Origin of the sequence: Streptomyces sp. NPDC012835, from assembly GCF_042900885.1 — a bacterium.
Taxonomy (GTDB): domain Bacteria; phylum Actinomycetota; class Actinomycetes; order Streptomycetales; family Streptomycetaceae; genus Streptomyces.
On record NZ_JBIBBW010000009.1, the window covers coordinates 260436 to 281098 of the forward strand.

General features: G+C 71.4%; 17 protein-coding genes. 8 read left to right on the top strand and 9 right to left on the bottom strand.

Annotated elements, in window-relative coordinates; translation table 11 throughout:
- The first annotated feature begins 154 nt into the window (after positions 1–154).
- Positions 155–1891 carry a helix-turn-helix domain-containing protein gene (locus ACFY6S_RS30060; protein ID WP_388828385.1) on the top strand — a complete coding sequence of 579 codons (1737 nt, stop codon included), beginning with the start codon at positions 155–157 and terminating at the stop codon, positions 1889–1891.
- Positions 1892–1965: 74 nt separating this feature from the next.
- Here the strand turns inward: ACFY6S_RS30060 and ACFY6S_RS30065 are convergent, their stop codons facing one another.
- The 5 genes from ACFY6S_RS30065 to ACFY6S_RS30085 all read right to left on the bottom strand — a co-directional run bounded on the left by ACFY6S_RS30065 (position 1966) and on the right by ACFY6S_RS30085 (position 11373).
- Positions 1966–2142: a hypothetical protein gene (locus ACFY6S_RS30065; RefSeq protein ID WP_388828388.1), complete on the bottom strand. Its 177-nt coding sequence runs from the start codon at positions 2140–2142 to the stop codon at positions 1966–1968.
- Positions 2143–2438: 296 nt separating this feature from the next.
- On the bottom strand, positions 2439–2894 hold the full coding sequence (locus ACFY6S_RS30070) for a hypothetical protein (protein WP_388828391.1): 456 nt from the start codon (positions 2892–2894) through the stop codon (positions 2439–2441).
- A gap of 29 nt (positions 2895–2923) precedes the next feature.
- Complete coding sequence (locus ACFY6S_RS30075; RefSeq protein ID WP_388828394.1) at positions 2924–8140, bottom strand: DNA repair ATPase; 5217 nt, start codon at positions 8138–8140, stop codon at positions 2924–2926.
- 241 nt (positions 8141–8381) lie between these two features.
- Positions 8382–10478 (bottom strand): flotillin family protein, encoded by a 2097-nt coding sequence (locus tag ACFY6S_RS30080; RefSeq protein ID WP_388828397.1) that lies wholly within the window; start codon positions 10476–10478, stop codon positions 8382–8384.
- A gap of 259 nt (positions 10479–10737) precedes the next feature.
- Positions 10738–11373 (bottom strand): hypothetical protein, encoded by a 636-nt coding sequence (locus ACFY6S_RS30085; RefSeq protein ID WP_388828400.1) that lies wholly within the window; start codon positions 11371–11373, stop codon positions 10738–10740.
- A gap of 330 nt (positions 11374–11703) precedes the next feature.
- Between ACFY6S_RS30085 and ACFY6S_RS30090 the strand changes: the two genes are divergently transcribed.
- Positions 11704–13260 carry an alpha/beta hydrolase gene (locus ACFY6S_RS30090; protein WP_388828403.1) on the top strand — a complete coding sequence of 519 codons (1557 nt, stop codon included), beginning with the start codon at positions 11704–11706 and terminating at the stop codon, positions 13258–13260.
- A gap of 143 nt (positions 13261–13403) precedes the next feature.
- Here ACFY6S_RS30090 and ACFY6S_RS30095 read toward each other — a convergent pair whose 3' ends face one another.
- On the bottom strand, positions 13404–14411 hold the full coding sequence (locus ACFY6S_RS30095; protein WP_388828406.1) for an aldo/keto reductase: 1008 nt from the start codon (positions 14409–14411) through the stop codon (positions 13404–13406).
- A 117-nt stretch (positions 14412–14528) separates the two neighbouring features.
- On the opposite strand from ACFY6S_RS30095, the gene ACFY6S_RS30100 reads away from it, so the two are divergent.
- The 5 genes from ACFY6S_RS30100 to ACFY6S_RS30120 all read left to right on the top strand — a co-directional run bounded on the left by ACFY6S_RS30100 (position 14529) and on the right by ACFY6S_RS30120 (position 17924).
- A complete protein-coding gene (locus ACFY6S_RS30100) occupies positions 14529–15410 on the top strand; it encodes an AraC family transcriptional regulator N-terminal domain-containing protein (protein ID WP_388828409.1) in 882 nt (293 codons plus the stop codon).
- 113 nt (positions 15411–15523) lie between these two features.
- Positions 15524–16120 (top strand): TetR/AcrR family transcriptional regulator, encoded by a 597-nt coding sequence (locus ACFY6S_RS30105; RefSeq protein WP_388828412.1) that lies wholly within the window; start codon positions 15524–15526, stop codon positions 16118–16120.
- Between the two features lie 101 nt (positions 16121–16221).
- On the top strand, positions 16222–16911 hold the full coding sequence (locus ACFY6S_RS30110) for a type 1 glutamine amidotransferase domain-containing protein (RefSeq protein WP_388828415.1): 690 nt from the start codon (positions 16222–16224) through the stop codon (positions 16909–16911).
- Positions 16912–17028: 117 nt separating this feature from the next.
- Complete coding sequence (locus ACFY6S_RS30115; RefSeq protein ID WP_388828418.1) at positions 17029–17406, top strand: nuclear transport factor 2 family protein; 378 nt, start codon at positions 17029–17031, stop codon at positions 17404–17406.
- Between the two features lie 89 nt (positions 17407–17495).
- The gene (locus ACFY6S_RS30120; RefSeq protein ID WP_388828421.1) at positions 17496–17924 is read left to right on the top strand and encodes an SRPBCC family protein; all 429 of its coding nucleotides are present in this window, start codon (positions 17496–17498) and stop codon (positions 17922–17924) included.
- Between the two features lie 202 nt (positions 17925–18126).
- Here the strand turns inward: ACFY6S_RS30120 and ACFY6S_RS30125 are convergent, their stop codons facing one another.
- Positions 18127–19038 carry a DUF397 domain-containing protein gene (locus ACFY6S_RS30125; RefSeq protein ID WP_388828424.1) on the bottom strand — a complete coding sequence of 304 codons (912 nt, stop codon included), beginning with the start codon at positions 19036–19038 and terminating at the stop codon, positions 18127–18129.
- A 43-nt stretch (positions 19039–19081) separates the two neighbouring features.
- Between ACFY6S_RS30125 and ACFY6S_RS30130 the strand changes: the two genes are divergently transcribed.
- Positions 19082–19723 carry an ATP-binding protein gene (locus tag ACFY6S_RS30130; protein ID WP_388828426.1) on the top strand — a complete coding sequence of 214 codons (642 nt, stop codon included), beginning with the start codon at positions 19082–19084 and terminating at the stop codon, positions 19721–19723.
- Here ACFY6S_RS30130 and ACFY6S_RS30135 read toward each other — a convergent pair.
- A complete protein-coding gene (locus ACFY6S_RS30135) occupies positions 19647–20099 on the bottom strand; it encodes a hypothetical protein (protein ID WP_388828428.1) in 453 nt (150 codons plus the stop codon). The two genes, ACFY6S_RS30130 and ACFY6S_RS30135, sit on opposite strands and share 77 nt — an antisense overlap.
- Before the next feature lie 29 nt (positions 20100–20128).
- Positions 20129–20473 carry a plasmid mobilization protein gene (locus ACFY6S_RS30140; protein WP_388828430.1) on the bottom strand — a complete coding sequence of 115 codons (345 nt, stop codon included), beginning with the start codon at positions 20471–20473 and terminating at the stop codon, positions 20129–20131.
- Positions 20474–20663: the final 190 nt, after the last annotated feature.

Sequence of the window (20663 nt, forward strand, 5' to 3'; positions counted from 1 at the left end):
TGCGGGGCCCGGACGGCGGGCCGGCCGGGCAGCGGGGGCGCGGGTACGGCCGGGCACGGACACGGCCGGCACGCGTTTGGCCGGCCACACGTACGGCGCGCCGGTGCGGCCGGGCACGGCGCATGACGGACACGACGGGCAGTGGGCACAACGCGTGACGGACACGACGGGCGAATCCTGGCTGGAACTGCTGCTGCGCGACGCGTCCGCCGAGGAGCTGCTGCGGCACGGAGCGGAGCTGGCGCGGTCCCTGGACTCCGGCACGGCGGACCGGGAGACCGCGAGCGCGCTGCGGCTGAAGGAGCTGCTGCACCAGCAGACGCAGCGGGCGGCCGAGCTGAGCGCGCTCAACGACATCGCGATCCGGCTGGCGGCGCTCAGCGCGCCGGACGAGCTGCTGCCGGAGATCGTGGACCAGGCCCGGCGGCTGCTCGGCACGGACCTGGCCTATCTCGGGCTGGTGGAGGACGGCGTGCTGCGGCTCAAGGTCACCAGCGGCGCGCTCACCCCCGAGCTGGTGGGTCTCGCGGTGCCGCTGTCGCGGGGGCTGGCGGGTGAGGTCCTGGAGCGCGCCGCACCCCGCTGGACGGCCGACTACCGGACCGATCCCCGGTTCCGGCACGACGGGCCGGCGGACGCCGCGGCGGTCGCCGAGAACATGCGCGGTCTGCTGGGGGTTCCGCTGCGGCTGCGGGGCCGGGTGCTGGGGGCGCTGTTCGCCGCGAAGCGGCAGCGGCGCGACTTCGGCGAACACGATGTGACCCTGCTGAGCGCGCTGGCCGCGCACGCCGCCATCGCCATCGAGAACGCCCGGGCGGTCACCGACCTGAACGCGACCAACGCCCACCTCGCCCGGCGTTCCGCCGAGTTGGAACAGACGCTCCGCTGGGACCAGCGGCTCACCCGGGTGGTGCTGCGCGGCGGCGGGGTGGAGGACCTGCTGCGCGAGATCCGCGCCATCGCCCGGGGCGAGGTCCGCTTCGTGACATCGCCCCCGGTGCCGGAGGAGGGCGCGGGACGGGCGGTACGGCCGGTCGTGGCCGGTGAGCGGACATTCGGAGCGCTGGTCCTGACGGGGGCCGCCGCGCCGGACGATCCGCTGCTCCTCGAACGGGCGGCCCCGGCACTGGCGCTCGCGCTGGTCGCCGAGCGGGCGGTCGCCGAGGCCACCCGGCGCACCCGTGACGTACTCCTGCTGGATCTGCTGACCACGTCCTCGGGGCGTCCGCAGGACATGCGGCTGGCGGGTCTCGACGCGACCGCGTCGTACGCGGTGCTGGTGGCCGACCCGGCCTCGGCCCGTGCCCGGGTCGAGCGGATGGAGTGGCCCGAGGGGACCGTGATGGCCGAACACGGCACCCGGCTGGTCGTGGTCGCTCCCGCCGACGCCCCCGAGCGCCTTCAGCAGAGCTGGCCGGGGGGTCCGGACGTGCCCACCGCCGGTATCGCGGGACCGGCCCGCGGCGGCGCCGAGCTGGCCCGCAGTTTCGTGGAGGCGCGCCGGACGCTGGAGGCCCTCCAGGCGCTGGAACGGTACGGACAGGCGTCAACGGCGGCGCAGCTCGGCCTCTACCGGATTCTGCTGGACCATACGGGCCGGGCGGATCTGGAGGCGCGGTTCCGTCAACTGCTCGGTCCCGTACTGGCGGAGGAGGCCCGTCGCAAGGTGCCTCTGCTCGACACACTGCACGCCTATCTCGCCCACGGGGGCCGCGCCCGCGCCACGGCGGACGCTCTCGCCGTCCACGTGAACACGCTCTACCAGCGGCTGTCGACGCTGGACGGCATCCTCGGCGAAAGCTGGCGCTCCCCGGACCGCGCGCTGGAGTTGCGGGTACTGCTGCGGCTGCGAACCGCGGCGGCAACACTGGACGGCGGAACGGGTGGGTGAGGGGCCCCATTCCCGCGAGTCAGAGCCCCTCGCGCCGCCCCTCATCCAACCTCACGGGAACATCGCTATCCCCCTCACGGGAACATCGCTATCCCCACGATCACCACGACCAGAATCACCAGGACGATCATCATCGTCGTCCAGCTTCGGCTGTGGGCCAGCGGCGCCTTGGGGCCACCGCCGCGCGGGCGGTCCTCCGGGAGGGTCGGGTGTGGCGGTCTGTCGTGCGCGTAGAAGTCGCTGTCAGTCATGCGAACCTCCTCACAGAGGTCGACGCTCCCCCACTCCACCGGGCCGGTGACCACCATCGATCGCCTGCCCGCTTTAGCACCAATTGTACGCTTCGGTCGCGACGCCGGCAGCGGCGCTGTTCCGCGACAGCGGCGCTGTTCCGCGACAAGCGACAAACAACAAACGACAAACGACTCGACCCGAGCCGCGACCGAGGCGCCGGTCAGGTCGCACCGTCCGGCCCGTCGACCCACCCGGTCCACACGGCGATACCCCCGGCCCCTCCCCCTCGGTCACGGCCCGAGCCCCTGCCGGGTCAGATGCCCATCGACGCCAGTTCAATGGCCGTGCGGTAGTTCAGCGCCGTCGCGCTCACGCAGGCGCGGTACGTACGGTCCTGGCTGACCACCAGGAAGTAGTCGCGCAGGTTCTTCCAGTAGTTGACCAGGTAGCCCATGCCCGGTATGAACCCGGCCGGCCGGGGCACCAGGGCGAACGCCTCCGAGCACTTGAGGATCTCGCCCGTGGCCGTCGACAGGATGTCCGCCACATCGCTGTTCATGTCCCAACCCGCCGCCAGGCTGTCGCCCCAGATCGCCCCCGCGATCGCCCGGAGCCGCTCCTGCTCCTCCGGTGTCGGCGCGGCACTCACGGCGGCGGCCCCCGCCGACACCCGCGCGTCGCTCCCGCTCGGCTGCCCCGCTCCCGCAGCGTCCGCCGTGCCCGCCGTCACGGCGACCAGCGCCGCTCCGGCGACCGTCAGCGCGACCATGGATCTCCATCTGGACAACCGCTGTTCGATCATGACGTCCACCCCTCTGAAGCCTCTGAGCCGGCGGATTCCCCACCGGCGGAATCCCCACCGGGGGATTCCTCACCAAGGGTCAGCTCTGCCGCACCCTCCGTCAACGGGGCCTCGGCTCGCCCGGCGCCGCCCCGCACCCGCCGCCCCGGACCGCCCGCCGCCCGGACGATCGCCGCCTCGACCGCACTCATCCGGTCCGCGAGCAGGCCCAGGGCGGCCACCGCGCGGGTCAGCGGATCGCCTTCCGGCCCGCCCAGGGTCAGGGCGCGGACATGGCCCGCTTTGATCTCCGCCCAGCGTGCCGCCTCGGCCGGGGTCAACGTGCCCCGGAGTTCGCCCAGTTTGAGGAGGTTGGACTCGGCGCCCGAGGTCAGGGTCTGGGCCTCGCCCGTGTAGTGGTCCTCGATCACGGCGGCGAGTTCGTCGTCGTTCATGACGGCGTCGATCCGGGCCGCGATCTTGTTCATGTTGCGGTACGAGCCCTGGAGGAGGAACGGCGGCTCCGTGCGGGTCGCGTCGGACCGGGCGGCCGAGGCCATGTACGCCTCGTTGACCGCGAGGACCGTGTCCCGTGCTGTCAGCAGACGGCGCAGGACGGCGAGCACCCGGTCCAGCTCGGCGGGCGGGTAGGGGTGGGTCAGCCGGTCCGTGCGGGCGGTGGGGTCGTCGGAGGCGAGGCGGACGAGCACCTCCAGATCGGCGCGGTCGCGGGCGGCGAGCGGGGCGAGGACCGGGTGGGCGGTGAGGGCGTTCTCCACGAAGCTGAGCGCGAAGACGTCCTCCTTGCCGGTCAGCACATCCCCCAGGTTCCACACGTCGGCGCGGTTGGCGAGCATGTCGGGGATGCGGAAGCGGTGGCCGGACTCGGTGTACGGGTTGCCCGCCATGCAGACGGCGAAGCGCTTGCCGCGCAGGTCGTACGTCCGCGTCTCACCGTCCCGCACACCCTCGATACGGCGCTGCGCGTCGCACAACGAGATGAACTGCTGGAGCAGTTCGGGCGAGGTGTGCTGGATGTCGTCCAGGTAGAGCAGGGTGTTGTTGCCCGCCTCCAGAGCGAAGTTGATCTTCTCGACCTCCTGGCGGGCCGTCGCGTTCGGAGCCCGGTCGGGGTCGAGCGAGGTGACGGCATGGCCGAGGGCAGGGCCGTTGATCTTGACGAGGACCAGGCCGAGGCGGTCGGCCACGTACTCCATGAGTGTCGTCTTGCCGTAGCCCGGCGGTGAGACCAGGAGCAGCAGGCCGTTGCTGTCCGTGCGCTTGGACTCGCCGGCCGTGCCGATCTGTTTGGCGAGGTTGTCCCCGATGAGGGGGAGGTAGACCTCGTCGATGAGCCGGTTGCGTACGAAGGAGGACATGACGCGCGGCCGGTGGTCGTCCAGGCGCAGCCGCGCCCGCTCGGCCGTGACGAGAGCGCCGCGCAGCCGCTGGTAGGCCCGGAAACCCGGGGCCACCCGGTCCCGGAAGTCCGCTGTGCGGGCGAGGAGTTCATCGAGACGGACGGTCAGCCGGCGGCGCTCGATCCTCGGGTGGCTGCCGAGCAGCCCGTCGACGGTCTCGGCCCGGGGCGCCGTCACCTCGTAACGGACCAGGCCGGGGCAGAGTTCCACGGCCGCGGCCTCCGCGAGGTCGCCGGGGTCGACGCCGTCCCGGCCGCCCGCCGCCGCGTACGCCGCGAGCCAGTTCTCCACCAGTTGGCGGCGGGCGGTGAGGTCCTCGCCGAGTCCGGCGAGGTCGTCGTCGTACGCGGAGCTGCCGGACTCCGAGGCGCCCACCGCGCGCCGGAACTTGTCGAGCAGTGTCCGCGCGCCCGCACTGGTGACGAAGCCGTCCGGTCCCGATGTCAGCTCCTCGAAGAGATACTCGGCGGCCTGCGAGCACGCCTCGACCGTCCCCGCCGTCCCGACCGGCCCCGCCGTCCCGACCGTCCCCACCGTCCCGACCGGCCCCACCGTCCCGACCGGCCCCACCGTCCCGACCGGCCCCGCCATTTCGGCCGGCCCCACCGCCTCCGTCAGCCTCATCGCCTCCGCCAGCTCCGCCCGGAGCGCCCCGATGGCGGGCGCCAGCCCGAAGGTGTCCCTGGCCCGCGCCATCGACACCGCCCGCCGGGTCCACGCCTCACGCGCCTCCGGAGTCGTGCCGTGCGCCCAGAACAGCTGGGCGGCGGCCCGGGCGGCCGGTGCGTAGCGCAGCAGCCCGGCCTCGGCGCGCAGCCGCAGCAGGGCGCGCAGGATCAGCGTGGCGTCGTGGTCGTGGACACCGCGCTCGTACCCCTCGTCGTACGCCTCCTCGGCCGACCGGCGGACCAGGGCGGCCAGTTCGGCCGGGTCGGCGTCGGGGGACGGGATGTCGCCGCCGGCCGCCCGGCCGGCCAGAAGCTTCGCCGCCAGATACTCGCCCCGGTACACGTCCGCCGACTCCGACGGCAGCTCCTGCCCCCAGTACGGCCGGGTCGCCGCGAACTCCGGGTCGGTGACCGGAGCCCGGTAGTCGGTCCCCGTCAGGGCGAAGCTCAGCCCGTCGGAACCGTGGAGGCCGCCGAAGCCGTCGTGGCCGGCAGCACCGGCGACGCCGTGCGGTACGAGGGTGAGGTCGAGGGGCTGCGTGTTGACCGCGAAGCTGTGCCGGCCCAGCCGGATCAGCGCGCCGCCGTCCGCGTACAGGTCGGTGCGGTCCCGCAGCGCGCGGGCCGCCTCCTGCCGGGCCGCCTTGATCCGGCCGTCCAGCTCCTCCGCCCTTACCCGGTCGCCCAGTTCGCGCAGCTCGGCGATGGTGCGCCGGACCTTGGCGACCATCGGGTCGGAGGCGAAGTACGTGCTGACCGCGTCGGCGGAGTCCAGGGCGGCCGCCCGTCGCGCGACGGTCTCCAGCGCCCGTCCCGCCGCATCACCCAGCCTCTCGGCGCGCTGCGCGCGGGCGTCCTGGAGGCCCTGCTTACGGGCCGAGAACGTCTCGTAGACCTCGGTGCGCCTGCCCGACAGCTCGGCGAGGAAGTCGTCGGACTCCGCGAAGCGGGTTTCGAGGTCCTCCAGCCGCAGCAGCAGCCCCGCGAGCTGTTCGTCGCAGGTCTCCGGAGTGGAGGCCACGGCCAGCGCGCCCGTCACGGCCTGGCCGAGCAGCGCGAACTCCGCGGCGAACTCGGCCCGCCCCTCCCGCTCGCGCAGCTCCCCGCGCCGGGCCTCCAGAGTGGCGCGGGCGCCGTTGGCACCGCCGAGGACCTCCGCGATGCGCTCCAGGATCGCGGTACGGACCGTCGCGTCGCCGATGTCCAGGCCCGCGACGACCTCGGTGACCGTACGCAGACCGGTCGCCAGCTCGTCCAGCCGCTCGGCGACCGGGCCGGCCTCGGCTGCGGTGGTGATCGCGGCGGCGGAGGCCGTCAGCCCCTCGATGTCCTCGTGGTATCCGCTGAAGGCGTCGTCCCGGCTGAGGAACCGCACGGCACGCCGCGCGAAGACGGTGAGGTCCTCCGTCACCTCGGCGCCCAGCGCGTCGACGCGCTCGGTGTCCGCGTACCGCTGGTCCTTGAGGGTCAGCAAGTGGCCGTGCGCACGCCGCAGTTCGGTGAGGCGCTCGACCCATCCGGCTGCCGTGGCCGGGGCCTCGCCCCGGGCCCTGCGCACCAGCGCGGCGATCCGCGCCGCCGACTCCGCGAACGCCTCGGCGGCCTGCCGGGTCAGCGTCTGTACGGTCTCGAACTCGGCGAGCACCCGCTCGGCCGTCGCCCGGACCCCCGACAGCGGCTCGCGCAGATCGCCCGCTTCGGCGTCGCCCAGCCAGTGGTAGGTGTCGGCGGCGCGGACGCACGCGGCGAGCAGCGTCTCGTACACCCCGGTCGTCGGCGTGCCGGTCTCGGTGACGGCGCGCGCCAGCGACAGGCAGTCGGAGATGCCGCGCACCAGGTCGGCGTTGCCGATCCGGCCCAGCGGCCCGGCGTCCGCCGGGCCGGATGCGGCGGCGTACGCGTAGGCGTCGGAGACGTAGGGCGAACTCCAGATCTGAAGCGGATGGACACGGGCCGGCTCCGCCGGCTCCGGGGCCCGCAGCACGATCAGCGCGCCGTCCTCGAAGAGCGCGTACCCGTGGCAGGAGAGCGGCGCCGCGACCTCCTTGCGGATCAGGTTGTACGGCAGGAGGAGGCTGCGGCCCTCGGCGCGGGCGTGGAACGCGTACAGCACGTCCTCGCCGTTCGGCGAGCGCAGCTCCCGCTCGAACTCCAGGCCATCGGTGTCGGTGTCGAACGTCTTGTACGCGCCGGTGGCCAGGCAGTACCCACCGGGAAAGATGATCCCCTGGTCCTCGGGCAGCCGACGGCACGCCTGCCCGATGCCGTCGAGCCGCACCACGGTCCCGGTGACGGTGTTGAAGACGAGATGGCGCCGGGTCTCCTCCTTGTACGGGCGCACCCGCAGCAGGACCAGGGCGCCCGCCCTCGCGTACTCGACCTCGGCGTCCGCCAGCGACTGGAGCGGCTCGTCGACCGGCTCGGTGTACACGCCCCCGCCGGTCTCGGTGTCGTTCTCCGTCCTGACGGTGAGCGCACCGCCGACCGTCGAGACGAAGACGGTGCCGCCGGCGATCGCGAGGTGCGGATGGCGGCCGAGGACATGGTCCTCCCGGGACGTGGCCGTCCACTCCACGTCCTGCGCGGCGGGGAAGACATGGTCGCGTTCACCGCGCGCGTCGAGGAACTCCGCCGTACCGTCCACGCCGATCGCCCAGCGCAGCACCCGGATGTCGTCGGCCGCGCCGCCGGTCTGGAAGACGGCCAGGAGCCGGCCCTCGGTGTGCCGCAGCTGGAGCAGCCGGGCATCGCGGAAGTAGCGGTGGAGGTCCGCGAACTCCCGCACGAATCCGGGGTCGTCGAGCAGTCCGGGGACCGCGTCGTCCGGCAGCCGGTTCAGCTCGCGGTCGAAGAGGGCGAGGACATCCCCGACGGCGGAGACCTGCCGCGGCCCCGGCGGGACATTGACGCCGAACAGCAGCGCACCGCCGACCGCGACGACGTCCCGGGCCACGCGCGGCTGCTCCGTGCGGATGCGCTCCGTGCCGGTGAGGGCCAGCTCCGTCGAGCCGAACGCCTCGATCCGGCGGGAGTTCAACTCCTCGGCGCGCCGCGCCAGCTCCCCGGCCTGCGCGGCGAGCCGGTCACGCAGCACCTCGTACGTACCGGCGTCCACCGAGGCCGCCGGGGCCGCTGCTGTCTCCATCGGTCTTCCCACTTTCCGTACAAGGCCGTATGAGGCCGTACAAGGCCGTATGAGGCCGCACAAGGCCCTGCGAGGCGCCGGCCCCGCGAGCCGTAACGGTCGTACGAGCGGCAGAGCGGTACGAGCCGCAGCCGTGCCCGTGCCTGTGCCCATGCCCGCACGCACGCGTGACAGGCGGGATCCGGAACCGCCGACCCCCGTACGGCGGCTCCGGACCCCACGCTCCTTCGGGCGAGTGCCGTCAGGAGGTTTTGGCCGGTGCGGCGGCTCCGGCACCGTTCAGCGCGCCGATCGGCGTGTCCGCCAGCCCCAGCCGGTCCGCCTGCTCCAGCAGCTTCTCCAGCTGCGTGGATCCCGCGACGCCGGACTTCATCAACTTCATCAGCAGCGCGGACACCGTCAGGTTCTGCACGTCCGAGGTCGAGACCGACCCGAGGATCTGCTTCAGGTCCTCCGGCAGGCTGGCCGAACCGTCCAGCCACGGCTTGGCGAGCGTCCGCGCCGTCTCCGAGTGGGTCATGAAGCCGTCGACGCTCTTCCCGAGCGAGATGGACGACATCAGCCGGTCGAAGAAGACCGAGTCCCCGCCGACGATATTGATGTCCGAGTTCTCCAGCCCGGTGGCGAGCACCGTGGCCTGCGCCTCGGCGATCTGACGCTGCACATCGAGACCCGCGAGCCGGATCTCCTTCTCCGCCTGGAGCCGCAGCCGGTACTCCTCGTGCGTACGGGACGCCTCGTCCAGCGCGGCCATCGCCGCCGCCTTCTCCGTCAGCCCCGCCGCCTCGGCCTTCAGCTTCTCGCCGATCATCGCCGCCTCGGCCATGGCCTGCGCCTGCGTGCCCTCGGCGGTCGCGAGCGCCTTGAGCCGCGCGCCCTCGGCCTCCGCACGCAGCCGGGCCTCCGTGGCCTCGGCCTCCGCCAGGCCGGCCTTCTCCGCCACGTCCGCCTCCTTCTCGCGGACCTGCGCCTCGGCCAGCCCCGCCGCCGCGGCCTCGGCCTGGATGCCCTCGGCGAGCCGCAGCTTGGCGCGCGAGTCGAGGTCGGCGGACTTCAGCCGGGCCTCGGCCAGGGTGAGCTGCTCGGCGGCGCTGTGCCTGGCCGCCGCCTCCGCGGCCTCGGCCGCCTTGATGTCCTTGACCAGCTTCTCCTGCGCCTCCGCCTCGGCGCCGATGATCACGGCCTGCCGGGTGCGCTCGGCCTCCTCGACGATGCGGAGCTTCTTGATGGACTCCTCCTGCTCGGCGACCGTACGGTCCACCGCGATCCGCTCACGGATGACATCGGCGACCTCGCGGCGCTCCGCCTCGACCTCCTTGTCCTTGGACATGCGGCTCAGCTCGGTCTCGCGCTCGCGCCAAATGACCTCCAGGAGGCGGTCCTTCTCGATCCGCTCGTTCTCGATGGCGATGACCCGCTCGCGGTTCTTCTGCGCCACCGCGATCTCGCGGGCCTGGTTCTCCCGCTGCACGCCGAGTTGTTCCTCCGTACGGAGGAACGCGGTCTGCGCGCCGAGCCGCTCCTCCTCCTGCACCTTGGAGGTGGCCGCCTCCTCCCGTGCCCGCAGCGTCTCGACCTCGCGGCGCTGCTTGATCTCGGCCTCGGCCTGCCGCCGTTCCAGCTCCAGGATGGTCTCCCGGGCGTCCACGTCCTGCCGGGTGATCTCCTTCTGCTCGGTGCGCTGGAACTCGTTGGTGCGGACGTGCTCGACCGCCGTCAGTTCGGTGATCTTGCGGATGCCCTGGGCGTCGAGGATGTTCGCGCCGTCGAGCTGGCTCATCGGCGTCTGCTCAAGGAAGTCGATGGCCGCGTCGTCCAGGTGGTAGCCGTTGAGGTCCGTGCCGATGACCCGGATGATCCGGTCCCGGAACTCCTCGCGCTTCGTATAGAGGTCGACGAAGTCGAGCTGCTTGCCGACCGTCTTCAACGCCTCGGAGAACTTCGCGGCGAAGAACTCCTGGATGGCGATCTTGTCGCTGGCGCGTTCCGTGCCGATGGCCTGGGCGACCTTGATGACGTCCTCGACGGTCTTGTTGACCCGTACGAAGAACGAGATGTGGATGTCGGCGCGGATGTTGTCCTGACAGATCAGCCCTTCCCTGCCGGTACGGCGGATCTCGATGATCTTCACCGAGATGTCCATGTACTCGGCCTTGTGCAGGACCGGCAGCACCACGGCGCCGGTGAAGGTGACATCCACCTTCTTGGTCTTGGAGATGATCAGCGCCCGGCCCTGTTCCACCTTGCGGAACAACCGGCTGACCAGCAGAAACGTCGCCAGGGCGATAAGCAGGACAACGGCGATCAGCACGCCGATGCCCAAGGAGATGGCATCCATGAGGAGTCCTCGGGAAACGAGAAAGCGAAGAGTGGGCTCAACGGAGCGGGCGCTTCGCGCTGTCGGCGGAGCACGGGCTCAACGGTCGGTGGCGGTACGAAGTCAGTGGCGGTACGAAGTCGACGGCGGTACGAAGTCGGTGGTCGTGCGGCGGCCGGCGGCGGTACGGACCCGGGCGGCCGGGGCGCCGGGCAGCCGGAGAGACGGTCAGGCGGTCAGGCGGTCAGACGGTCAGGCGGTCAGGCGCGGCGGTACGGGCTCAGCCGGCCGAGCGCGGATCGAGCGCCGCGTCGTACGGCGCGACCCAGAAGAACTCGCCCTCGACGTCGAACGCGTACAGCAGGCCCGTACTCCCGAAGCCCATGACGTCGTCCCCGCTCTGCCTCACCTGCACGACCGCGGTCGAGCCGTCGGCCGCCGCGACCTCGGCCTGACCGAAGTCGGCGGAGACGGAACCGGTACGGATCGTGCACGTCAGCCCGATGAAGTCCAGCCGCGAGGGGGGCGCCTGTTCAGGAACCAGGTCGCGCAGTCGGCGCACGAGCAGCCGGGTGACACCCCAGGCGATCAGTGACGCGGCGGCGAGTACGGCGAAGGACCAGAGCGTACGGACGGTCCCGGGCTCGACCTGCCGGCGCACCAGCACCGAACCGGCGAGGCTGGTGAACCAGGCAATGGCGATCAGGGAGGACACCGGGATGGTCACCGGCACCCCACCGAGGCCGGTGGCGTTCGCGCCGGTGCCTACCGGAGAGTCGAGGTCCACCTGCGAGGTGAAGGCGTCGTACTCGGCGGCTCCCGCCAGCACCAGCAGCCAGAAGGCGATCACCACGATCAGCGCGACGCCGAACAGGACGGCGGGGAAGCTCGTCGCGGCGCTCAGAAACTCGCTCATTCCCCCACGTCCCCCCACACACATGTCTTATCGGTCCCCGGCGCCGGTACGTTGCCGTAACCAGGCGCCGGGGCCCGATCCCCCGTTGTTCCCCCGTGCTCCCCCGTTGTGCTGACACCATTCTGCTTGCAGACAGCATGTATGCGCATTGCCGGAACCCGGCAATCTTGACGTTTCCTTAATGCCGGGCCGGAACCACAACCTTCGCGCGGCGCGCGTCGGCGCGGGGCCTCGGGCCGGGTGGCCGGTGCGCCTGGCAGGGGACACCCCCCTCCATGACCGGGTGCCTCCCGGATGGGCCGCGAAGCTCCCGTCAACCAGCCTTCTCCCATGACCACTTACGCACGCAGAGCCCTCCTTGTCGCCCTCTCCGCCGCCGTCGCCGCCACCACCCTGGCGACCTCGGCCACGGCCTCCGTACCGTCCTGGCGGCCCGAACAGCCCTCCCTGTCCCACCGGCCTTCACCGTCACCGCCGTCACCGCCGGCCCTCACGTGGCGCGCGTGCCCGCAGCCCCAAGGCCCCGCCGACCAGGAGTGCGCCGATCTCTCCGTCCCGCTCGACTACGGCGTTCCGGCGGGTCCGCACCTCACCGTGGCCGTGGCCCGGCTGCGCGGCAGAGGTGGTGACGACCCGTCGGCGCGGCGCGGGACGCTGCTGATGATCCCCGGCGGGCCCGGCGGGTCCGGAGTGCGGGCACTGGCGCAGAAGGGAGCCGCGCTGCGGGCGGAGACCGGCGGCACGTACGACATCGTCAGCTTCGACCCGCGCGGAGCGGGTGGCAGTACGAAGGCGGGCTGCGGGCTGGACGAGGGCGACCGGCACCTGGTGACCCTGCGCTCCTGGCCGGACGCCGACGGCGGCATCGCCGGGAACGTCGCCCGCTCCCGGCGCACCGCCGAGGCGTGCGCCCGCAACGGCGGCGCCGTGCTGCGCAGCTTCTCCGCCGAGAACGAGGCGCGCGACATCGACACCTTCCGGCAGGCCCTGGGCGAGAGGAAACTCTCGGCGTGGGGCGTCTCGTACGGCACCTACGTGGGAGCCCTGTACGCGCAGAAGTACCCACAGCACACCGACCGTTGGGTCCTCGACAGCAGCGGCGACCCGGACCCGGACCTGGTCGAGCGCGGCTGGCTGGCCAACATGGCTCCGGCGGCCGAGGACCGCTTCCCCGACTTCGCCGCCTGGGCCGCCGATCCGGCCCGGGCGGGTGAAGGGCTCCGGCTGGCGCGCAGGGCCGAGGAGGTGCGGCCGCTGATCCTCGCGCTGGCGGAGAAACTGGACCGCGAGCCGAAGAAGTCGGCCACCGAGGGCGTCCCGCTGACCGGCAACCGGCTGCGCCAGGAGCTTCAGAGCGCCCTGTACAGCGACAGTCTCTTCCCCCGGTTCGCCCGCCTCGTCCTCGACGCCGAAACCCCGGGCGCGGAGCCGGTCCTCTCCGACGACATCGCCCGGGCCCTGCCGGACGAGGCCGCGGCGGCCTCCATCGCGTACTTCTGCAACGACGTGCGCTGGCCGGGGCGGGTCGCGGCGTACGAGCGGGCGGTCGCCGCCGACCGCGCCCGGAATCCGCTCACGGCGGGCATGCCGGCGAACATCACTCCCTGCGCGTTCTGGAAGGACGCGCCGGCCGGCAAGCCGACCCGGATCACCGGCGACGGCCCCTCCAACATCCTGATGATCCAGGGTCTGCGCGACCCGGCCACCCCGTACTTCGGGGCGCTGAGGATGCGCGAGGCGCTCGCCGACCGGGCCCGCCTGGTCACGGTCGAACACGGCGGCCACGGCGTCTACCTGGGGAACGGCAACCCTTGCGGCGACCGGGCGGTCAGCCGGTTCCTGACCACGGGCGAGCGGCCCGCGCGGGACACGTACTGCGCGGACTGACCACGAGGGCGCGCGGCGCGGTGAGGCCGAGCCGCGCGCCCTCTCTGTACGCGGCGGCCGGGCGCGGCGGCCGGGCGCTGAGGCCGTACGCAGCGGCCGGGCACTGAGGCCGTACGCAGCGGCCGGGCGCGAACGCCGCCCGCCTACCAGGACGGCATGATCGCCTCCGGGTAGCGGGACCCGGCAGCGCCGCGCGGGAGGATCTCCCGTACCCGCGCAAGGTCCCGCGGCGTGAGCGCGATCCGCGCCGCAGCCGTGTTCTCCGCGACACGCCGCGGGCTGCGGGTCCCCGGGATCGGCACGATGTCGTCGCCCTGGGCCAGCAGCCAGGCCAGCGCGAGCTGGGTGACGGTGATGCCCTTGTCCTCCGCGAGCGCGGTCAGCTCGCGGATCGCGGTCAGGTTCTTCTCGTAGTTGCCCGGCTGCCAGCGCTCGTCCCAGCTGCGCATGTCGTCCGCCGGATACTCGGCGGCCGGCTTCACCACACCGGTGAGGAACCCCCGGCCCAGCGGGGAGTACGGCACAAATCCGATGCCCAACTCCCGTACCACCGGCAGCACATCGGCCTCCACCGCACGCTCGAACACCGAGTACTCGGTCTGGAGCACGGACACCGGATGGACCGCGTGGGCGCGCCGGATGATGTCCGGACCGGCCTCGCTGAGCCCGAGGTAGCGGACCTTGCCCTCGGCGATCAGCTCACCGACCGTGCCCGCGACGTCCTCGATCGGCACGTCCGGGTCGACGCGGTGCTGGTAGAGCACGTCGATGTGGTCGGTGCCGAGGTGACGCAGGCTGTTCTCGGTGACCTCGCGGATGTGCTGCGGCCGGCTGTCCAGCACGGCCCCGACCGACGCGGGGTCGCTCAGGTCGAAGCCGAACTTGGTGGCGATGACGATGTCGTCGCGGAAGTCCTTCACCGCGCGGCCGAGCAGTTGCTCGTTGCTGCCGGTGCCCATGCCGTACAGCTCGGCGGTGTCGAAGAGGGTGACGCCCAGCTCGTACGCCCGGCGGATGGTGGCGACGCCGCCCGGTTCGTCGCCCGCGCCGTAGGCCATGGTCATGCCCATCGTGCCGAGGCCGATCGCCCCGGCCTCCAGGCCCTGGGCACCGAGGGCGCGCTTCGGAAGACTCTTGTCCGTCTCTGTCATGCGGTCAACGCTAGAGGTCGGCCACCTGCGGGGTCATGGGGCACGGGCCGCGTAGACTTGCCCAATCCTCTCACCGGACGGCCGGTGAGCAGGAGAGCGAGGAGCGGGGAACACGCCATGCTGGACGATCTCGCGGCGGCCATCACCCGGCACCGCGACGGCCTGTGGTCCGACAGCGCCGTGCCACGGCTCACGCTGGTCACGCTCGACGAGCCCGTCCCGCCCGTCGACATGCTGTACGAGCCGATGGTCTGCTTCATCGCGGACGGCGCCAAACGCGGCGTCGCGGGCGACCGGAGCTGGGCGACCGGGCGCGGCGAGATGTTCCTCAACTCGCTTGTCCTGCCGGTCACCGCCACGTTCGAACGGGTGCCGTACCGCTCGGCGGTGCTACGGCTCAACGGCGGGGCGCTCGCCGATCTGCTGCTCGAACTGGACGGCGTCGAGCCGCGTACGTCACCCGGCCCGGGCGGGCAGCTGGCCGCACCCATGACCCCGGACCTCATCGACGCGGTCACCCGCTGGGTGCGTCTGCTCGACGCCCCTGACGACATACGCCCGCTGGCGGGACGGGTCGAGAGCGAGATCCTCTACCGGCTGCTCAGCAGCCCGCTCGGCCCGGTGCTGCGCCAGTTCACCCTGGCCGACTCCGGCGCGGCCCGGGTGCGCGCGGCGGCGGCGTGGATCTCGGCGCACTACACCGAGCCGCTCGGCGTCGACACGATCGCGGCGGTGGCGCACATGAGCCCGGCCACGCTGTACCGCCACTTCAAGGAGGCCACCGGGATGAGCCCCCTGCGCTTCCAGAAGCAGCTACGGCTCCAGGAGGCGCGCCGGCGACTGGTCGCGGGCGACACGACGGCGGCGCTCGTCGCGGAGGCGGTCGGATACGTGAGCGCGACACAGTTCAGCCGGGAGTACCGGCGGGCCTACGGCCTCCCGCCCGCCCAGGACGCGGCTCGCCTGCGCGGCCGGCTGACGAGCGCGCGGCGGGACTGAGCCGGGTCCGGTGCGCACGCGGTCGCCGCCGGACCGGCCCGGTTCGTCGCCGCCGTACCGGCCCGGTACCCACCCACTAGACGACTGGTCTATTCATGGAGTACGGTAGCCACATGCCAGCCACCACCGCGCGCAGCACCGACACCCGTCGGAACATCCTCGACGCCGCCCAACGGATCATGGCCCACAAGGGCTACTCCGCGGTCGGCCTCAACGAGGTGCTCGCGGAGGCCGGCGTACCGAAGGGCTCCTTCTACCACTATTTCGCCTCCAAGGACGCCTTCGGCGAGGCCCTGCTGAAGAGTTACTTCGACGAATATCTCGCCGACACGGACCGCATCCTCGGGCGGCCCGGCCAGTCCGCCGCCGAGCGCCTGACTGCCTACTGGCAGGCATGGCGGGAGACGCAGAGTTTCGACGAGTGCCAGGGCAAGTGCCTTGCCGTGAAGCTCGGAGCCGAGGTCTCCGACCTGTCCGAGCCGATGCGGCTGGCGCTCAAGGAGGGGACGGGCGCGATCATCAGCCGTCTCGAACGAGCCATCAGCAGCGGTCTCACGGACGGATCGATAGCGATCGACGGCGCACCGCGCGAAACGGCGCAGATCCTCTACGACATGTGGCTCGGCGCCAGCGTCATGGCCAAGATCCACCGGAGTCTCGAACCTCTCGACGCCACCACGGCGATGACTCGCCGGCTCCTGAACGCCTAGGCGCAGCCCCACCACCACCCCCGGATCCGGCGGACAACGCCGGACACGGGCAACTACGTCACTCATCTTATAGACGACTGGTCTACTAAAAGGAGACTGCCATGAAGGTCCTGATCGTTCTCACCTCGCACGACAAGCTGGGCACCACCGGCCGCCCGACCGGGTTCTGGCTGGAGGAACTGGCGGCGCCCTACTACCACTTCAAGGAGGCCGGCTGGGAGATCACCCTGGCCTCCCCCAAGGGTGGCCGGCCGCCGCTGGACCCCAAGAGCAACGAGACCGCTTTCCAGACCGACCAGACCCGCCGGTTCGAGTCCGACGCGGAGGCGACCGCGGCGCTCGCGGACACCGTGCGCCTGGACTCCGTCTCGGCGGCGGACTTCGACACCGTCTTCTACCCCGGCGGCCACGGCCCGCTGTGGGACCTGGCCGAGGACGCCGACTCCGCCCGGCTGATCGAGACGACCCTGCGCTCGGGCAAGCCGCTCGCACTGGTCTGCCACGCCCCTGGCGTCCTGCGCCACACGGTCAACGAGGACGGCACACCGCTGGTGCGGGGCCGGGAGGTCACCGGGTTCACCAACTCGGAGGAGGAAGGCGTCGGGCTCACCGAGATCGTCCCGTTCCTCGTCGAGGACGAACTCAAGCACCTCGGCGGCGTCTACTCCAAGACCGACGACTGGCAGCCCTACGTCGTGCGGGACGGCCTCCTGATCACCGGTCAGAACCCGGCGGCCTCGGGCCCGGCAGCCGAAGCCCTCATCAAGCTGACCCACACGATCGACGCCTGAACAGGCTTCCCCGCCGCCGACCGGCAGGTACCGAGGGCCGAGGGCGCCTTCCGCGAGGCTCCCTCGGCCCCCTCACAGAAGGCAGCACCGGAATTGGCCCACTCCCAGGGATTCAAGGTGGTCAGCGATCTCTACACGGCGTACGGGGAAGGCGACTTGGCCGCCTTCACCAAGGATCTGTCCGCCGAGCTCACATGGATCGAATGCGAAGGCTTCCCGGCCTCCGGAGTGTTTCGGGACAGGGAAGACATCGCCGAGAAGGTCTTCGGTGTTCTGGCGCGCGACTGGAGCCACTGGGACTACCAACTCGAACAACTCATCGATGCCGGTGAACGCGTAGTCGCGGTGGGGACCTACCGAGGGACCCACGGCACCACAGCCAGGTCCTTCAGCGCCAGAGCCGCACACGTATGGCACGTGGTCGACGGAAAAATCGCTCGATTCGAGCAGTTCGCTGACACGCACCTCATGCAGAGCGCCGCCGCGCCTGCTTAGGAACTCCGCCTCCGGTCCCGGCCTGGGCACGCGCCGGGAGGGCCGTTTTGTTCAAGACCACGGCGGCAGCCCCTTCTACCATCGTGGCCATGGAGACAACCGCTTCGGCGCCGAACCCGGTCCCGGCCTCACGGCATATCAGCACCCATATCGATCGCGCGGCCAAGGAGGTCTATGACTACGCGTCCGACCCGGCCAACTTGCCCGAGTGGGCTCACGGACTGGGGAAGTCGATCGAAAAGGTCGGCGGGCGATGGATCGCGGACTCGTCCCCCCTGGGACGGGTCGTGGTCGCCTTCGCTCCGGAGAACGAGTTCGGTGTGCTCGACCACGATGTGACACTGCCCTCGGGCGAGGTCGTCTACAACCCGGTGCGCGTGATCGCCGAGGGCACCGGGAGCGAGGTGGTGTTCACGCTTCGCCGACAGCCCGGAATGAGCGACGAGGACTTCCAACGCGACGCGGACGCGGTATCCGCCGACCTGGCCGCCCTCAAGCGAGTGGTGGAGCGAGCCTGACGCCGCGCGCGACGCGGAGCTGACCGGTGACCGGTGACCGGCGCGAGCAAAAGGCCCGGCGCCGGGACGGGGCGGGGCGGGACGGCCGGTGCCGTCGAGTGCGACGTCAGAGCCACGGAACGGGCCGCTACCTGGCCCTGACGTCGCACTCCACCGTCGGCCAAGGGGCGGGCAAGCCCAAGTGCTGCCCCGGGGGCAACGGTCACGCGCTCCGGACGCCGGCCTTGGCCGCGCCCAGGAAGGCGCGCCACGGGGCGGGGCCGAGGTGCAGGGACGGGCGGGTCGTGTCCTGGCTGTCTCGAACGGCACGGCCGCCATTGGCGGTGGGGGCCGCCTCCACGCAGTTGTTCTCCTGGCCGGAGTAGGAGGACTTCCGGTACGGGCCTATGACGTCAGAGGTCACGATGTGTCTTTCTTGCTGCTCCGCAGCCGTCAAATCGTCAGCGGCTTCGAGAACGGACGTACCCCTCAGCTTGTCGAGCGTTACGGCCTCCACGGTCGGTTCGGAGTCAAAACTGAATGACGCGAAGGCTGAGGTCATGGCTGCTTTTGCCCCTGCGGTGAACGGCAGTACCTGGATGGTCACGTTCTTCCGCTTGCCCGCCTCAAGGGTGTGCGCCAACTGTTCCCGGTGCATGTCAGCGTCGACCAACGGGTGCTTGATGACCGGTTCCCAGACGATGGCGGTATAGGTGGCTCCGCCCTCGTTGGTCTTCGCCTGCCGACCCTCCCGCACCTGCGTCAGCTTCTCGATCCGCTCGGGTGCGACGTATCCGAGCCCTGCCTCGATCGACGCCTTCGCGTAGGTAGCGATCTGCAGCAGCCCAGGGAACATGACGGGCTGCCACTCCCGGATGTACGTGGCGTCGTCCTCCAGCGAGATGTGGTCGAGGTAGTCCGCACGCAGATGGGCGGCATGTTCGAGCCACCACCCGCGCCGCTTCGAGGTCTTGGCCAACTCCTCGTACCGCGCGACCTTTTCACGCTCGGTCTCCCCGTAAGCGGCCATGAGTAAGCGGACGTCGATCACGCGGCAGGACACATGCCCACTCTCCATGCGGCTGATCTTGGCCGCGGACGCGGCGATCACCTCGGCCGCCTGCGCCTGATCCATCACGCGGCGTAACTCCGACCACGCGTCAGCTGGGGGGCCGGCCATGCTCACAACCCTTTCCGCGGAGCCGTTTCGCGCCGCCTTCCGCATCCCGAAACGCAAGAAGCACGTGCCGGCCGTACGGGCCCAGGTGCGGGAGACCCTGATCAAGTGGGGGCTCGAACAGATCGCGTCCGATGTCGAGTTGGTGACGTCCGAACTGGTCACCAACGCCGTCATCCATTGCCGGGTGAGCTTCGCCGAGGTCGAAGTGACCGTTCATGTCGACGGGGACGAGCTGGTGTTGGAGGTCTCCGCCCCCGACCGCGCGAGGCTGCCGCAGCCCGGCGAGCGCCGCCCCGAGGATGACGAGGAGGGCGGCCGCGGCCTGCTGCTGGTCGCCGCGCTGTCCGACTCCTGGGGGTGCCGGGAGCTGACGTACGGGAAGTGCGTGTGGGCGCGGTTCCGCGCGGACCGGGACACCGTCCGTCGAGGGGTCGACGTGAGGGGGCGGGGTCGGCTGCGTCGCACCCGTATCCGCTTCTCGCTCCAGCCTGCGGGTACCGAGGGGACCGGACCTCGTGGGCCGCTCCGTGCCGGTTCACCCCCCGCTTGCGCGGAGAGAGCCCTCAGACCTGCACGATATGTACGTCCCGCGCGTTCAACGCCCTCAGATAGGCGTCGAGGTCTGCCGGATCGCTGGTGAAGACCACGGCGCTGCTATGCCGGGCCGCTGTCAGTGCCACAAGGGCATCCACCGCGTCAGGACGCTTCTTCGGGGGCAGATCCGCCGTGCCCAGAGCGGTGCCGACTCGCTGCCACTCGATGATGTCAGGACCTATCGCGCACACGATGCACGCCGTTTGACCAGCGCTGGTCGGACGCATGGCCGGCATCGCGCTACGAGCCTGCGGCACGGTGCAGTCCCTCATCACCCTGGCCAGAGCGTGCACAGAAGCCGGGGCGGGCCGCCAGACCTGCGCTAATACCGGTCCGAGCACGACCGCGCGGTGAGGAGTGTCCCTGATCCCGGCGTGCAGAGCCACGGCCTTCGCCTTGCGGTCCGCAAGCGCGATCAGCATGCCGGTGTCATACACCGGAACACGGACCGTCACGCGGCACTGCCCGGGTGAGAGGTCGGGCCGTTCACACCATCCGCGCCCTCGACGCCATAGACCAGGTTCATGGCCGCTCGCACCTCGCGCCGCTCCTCCTCGGTGAGGTCGCCGTCTGCGGTCTCCGGCAGCGGCGGAAGAACAGACGCTTCTTCCTCGGCTGCGGCGATCAAGGCGTCGAGTTGTGCGAACTGCGCTTCGGCGGCCTCCACCTCGGCCATCTGCCGGATCGCGGCGTTGCAAAGATAGGCCGAGACATCCATGCCCGCACGGTCCGCGTGGGCGCGGATTCTCTCGGCCTGTTCGCTCTCCAGGCTGATGCTGATCCTCGTCTTGGACATACCGGAAGTGTATGACGCGTATTACGGCTCGCCAAGCACTCCATACGAACGGCCCCGGCGCCACCTTCGGACTCCAGCCCGGCGAGACCACCCCGCCTGCGCGGGGAGCACGCTTCCTGACCTGGGACTTCAGAGGTGCTTTGCCATCCCCTGACCCGCACCTCTCCTCATCTCCCCATCGTGTCAGACC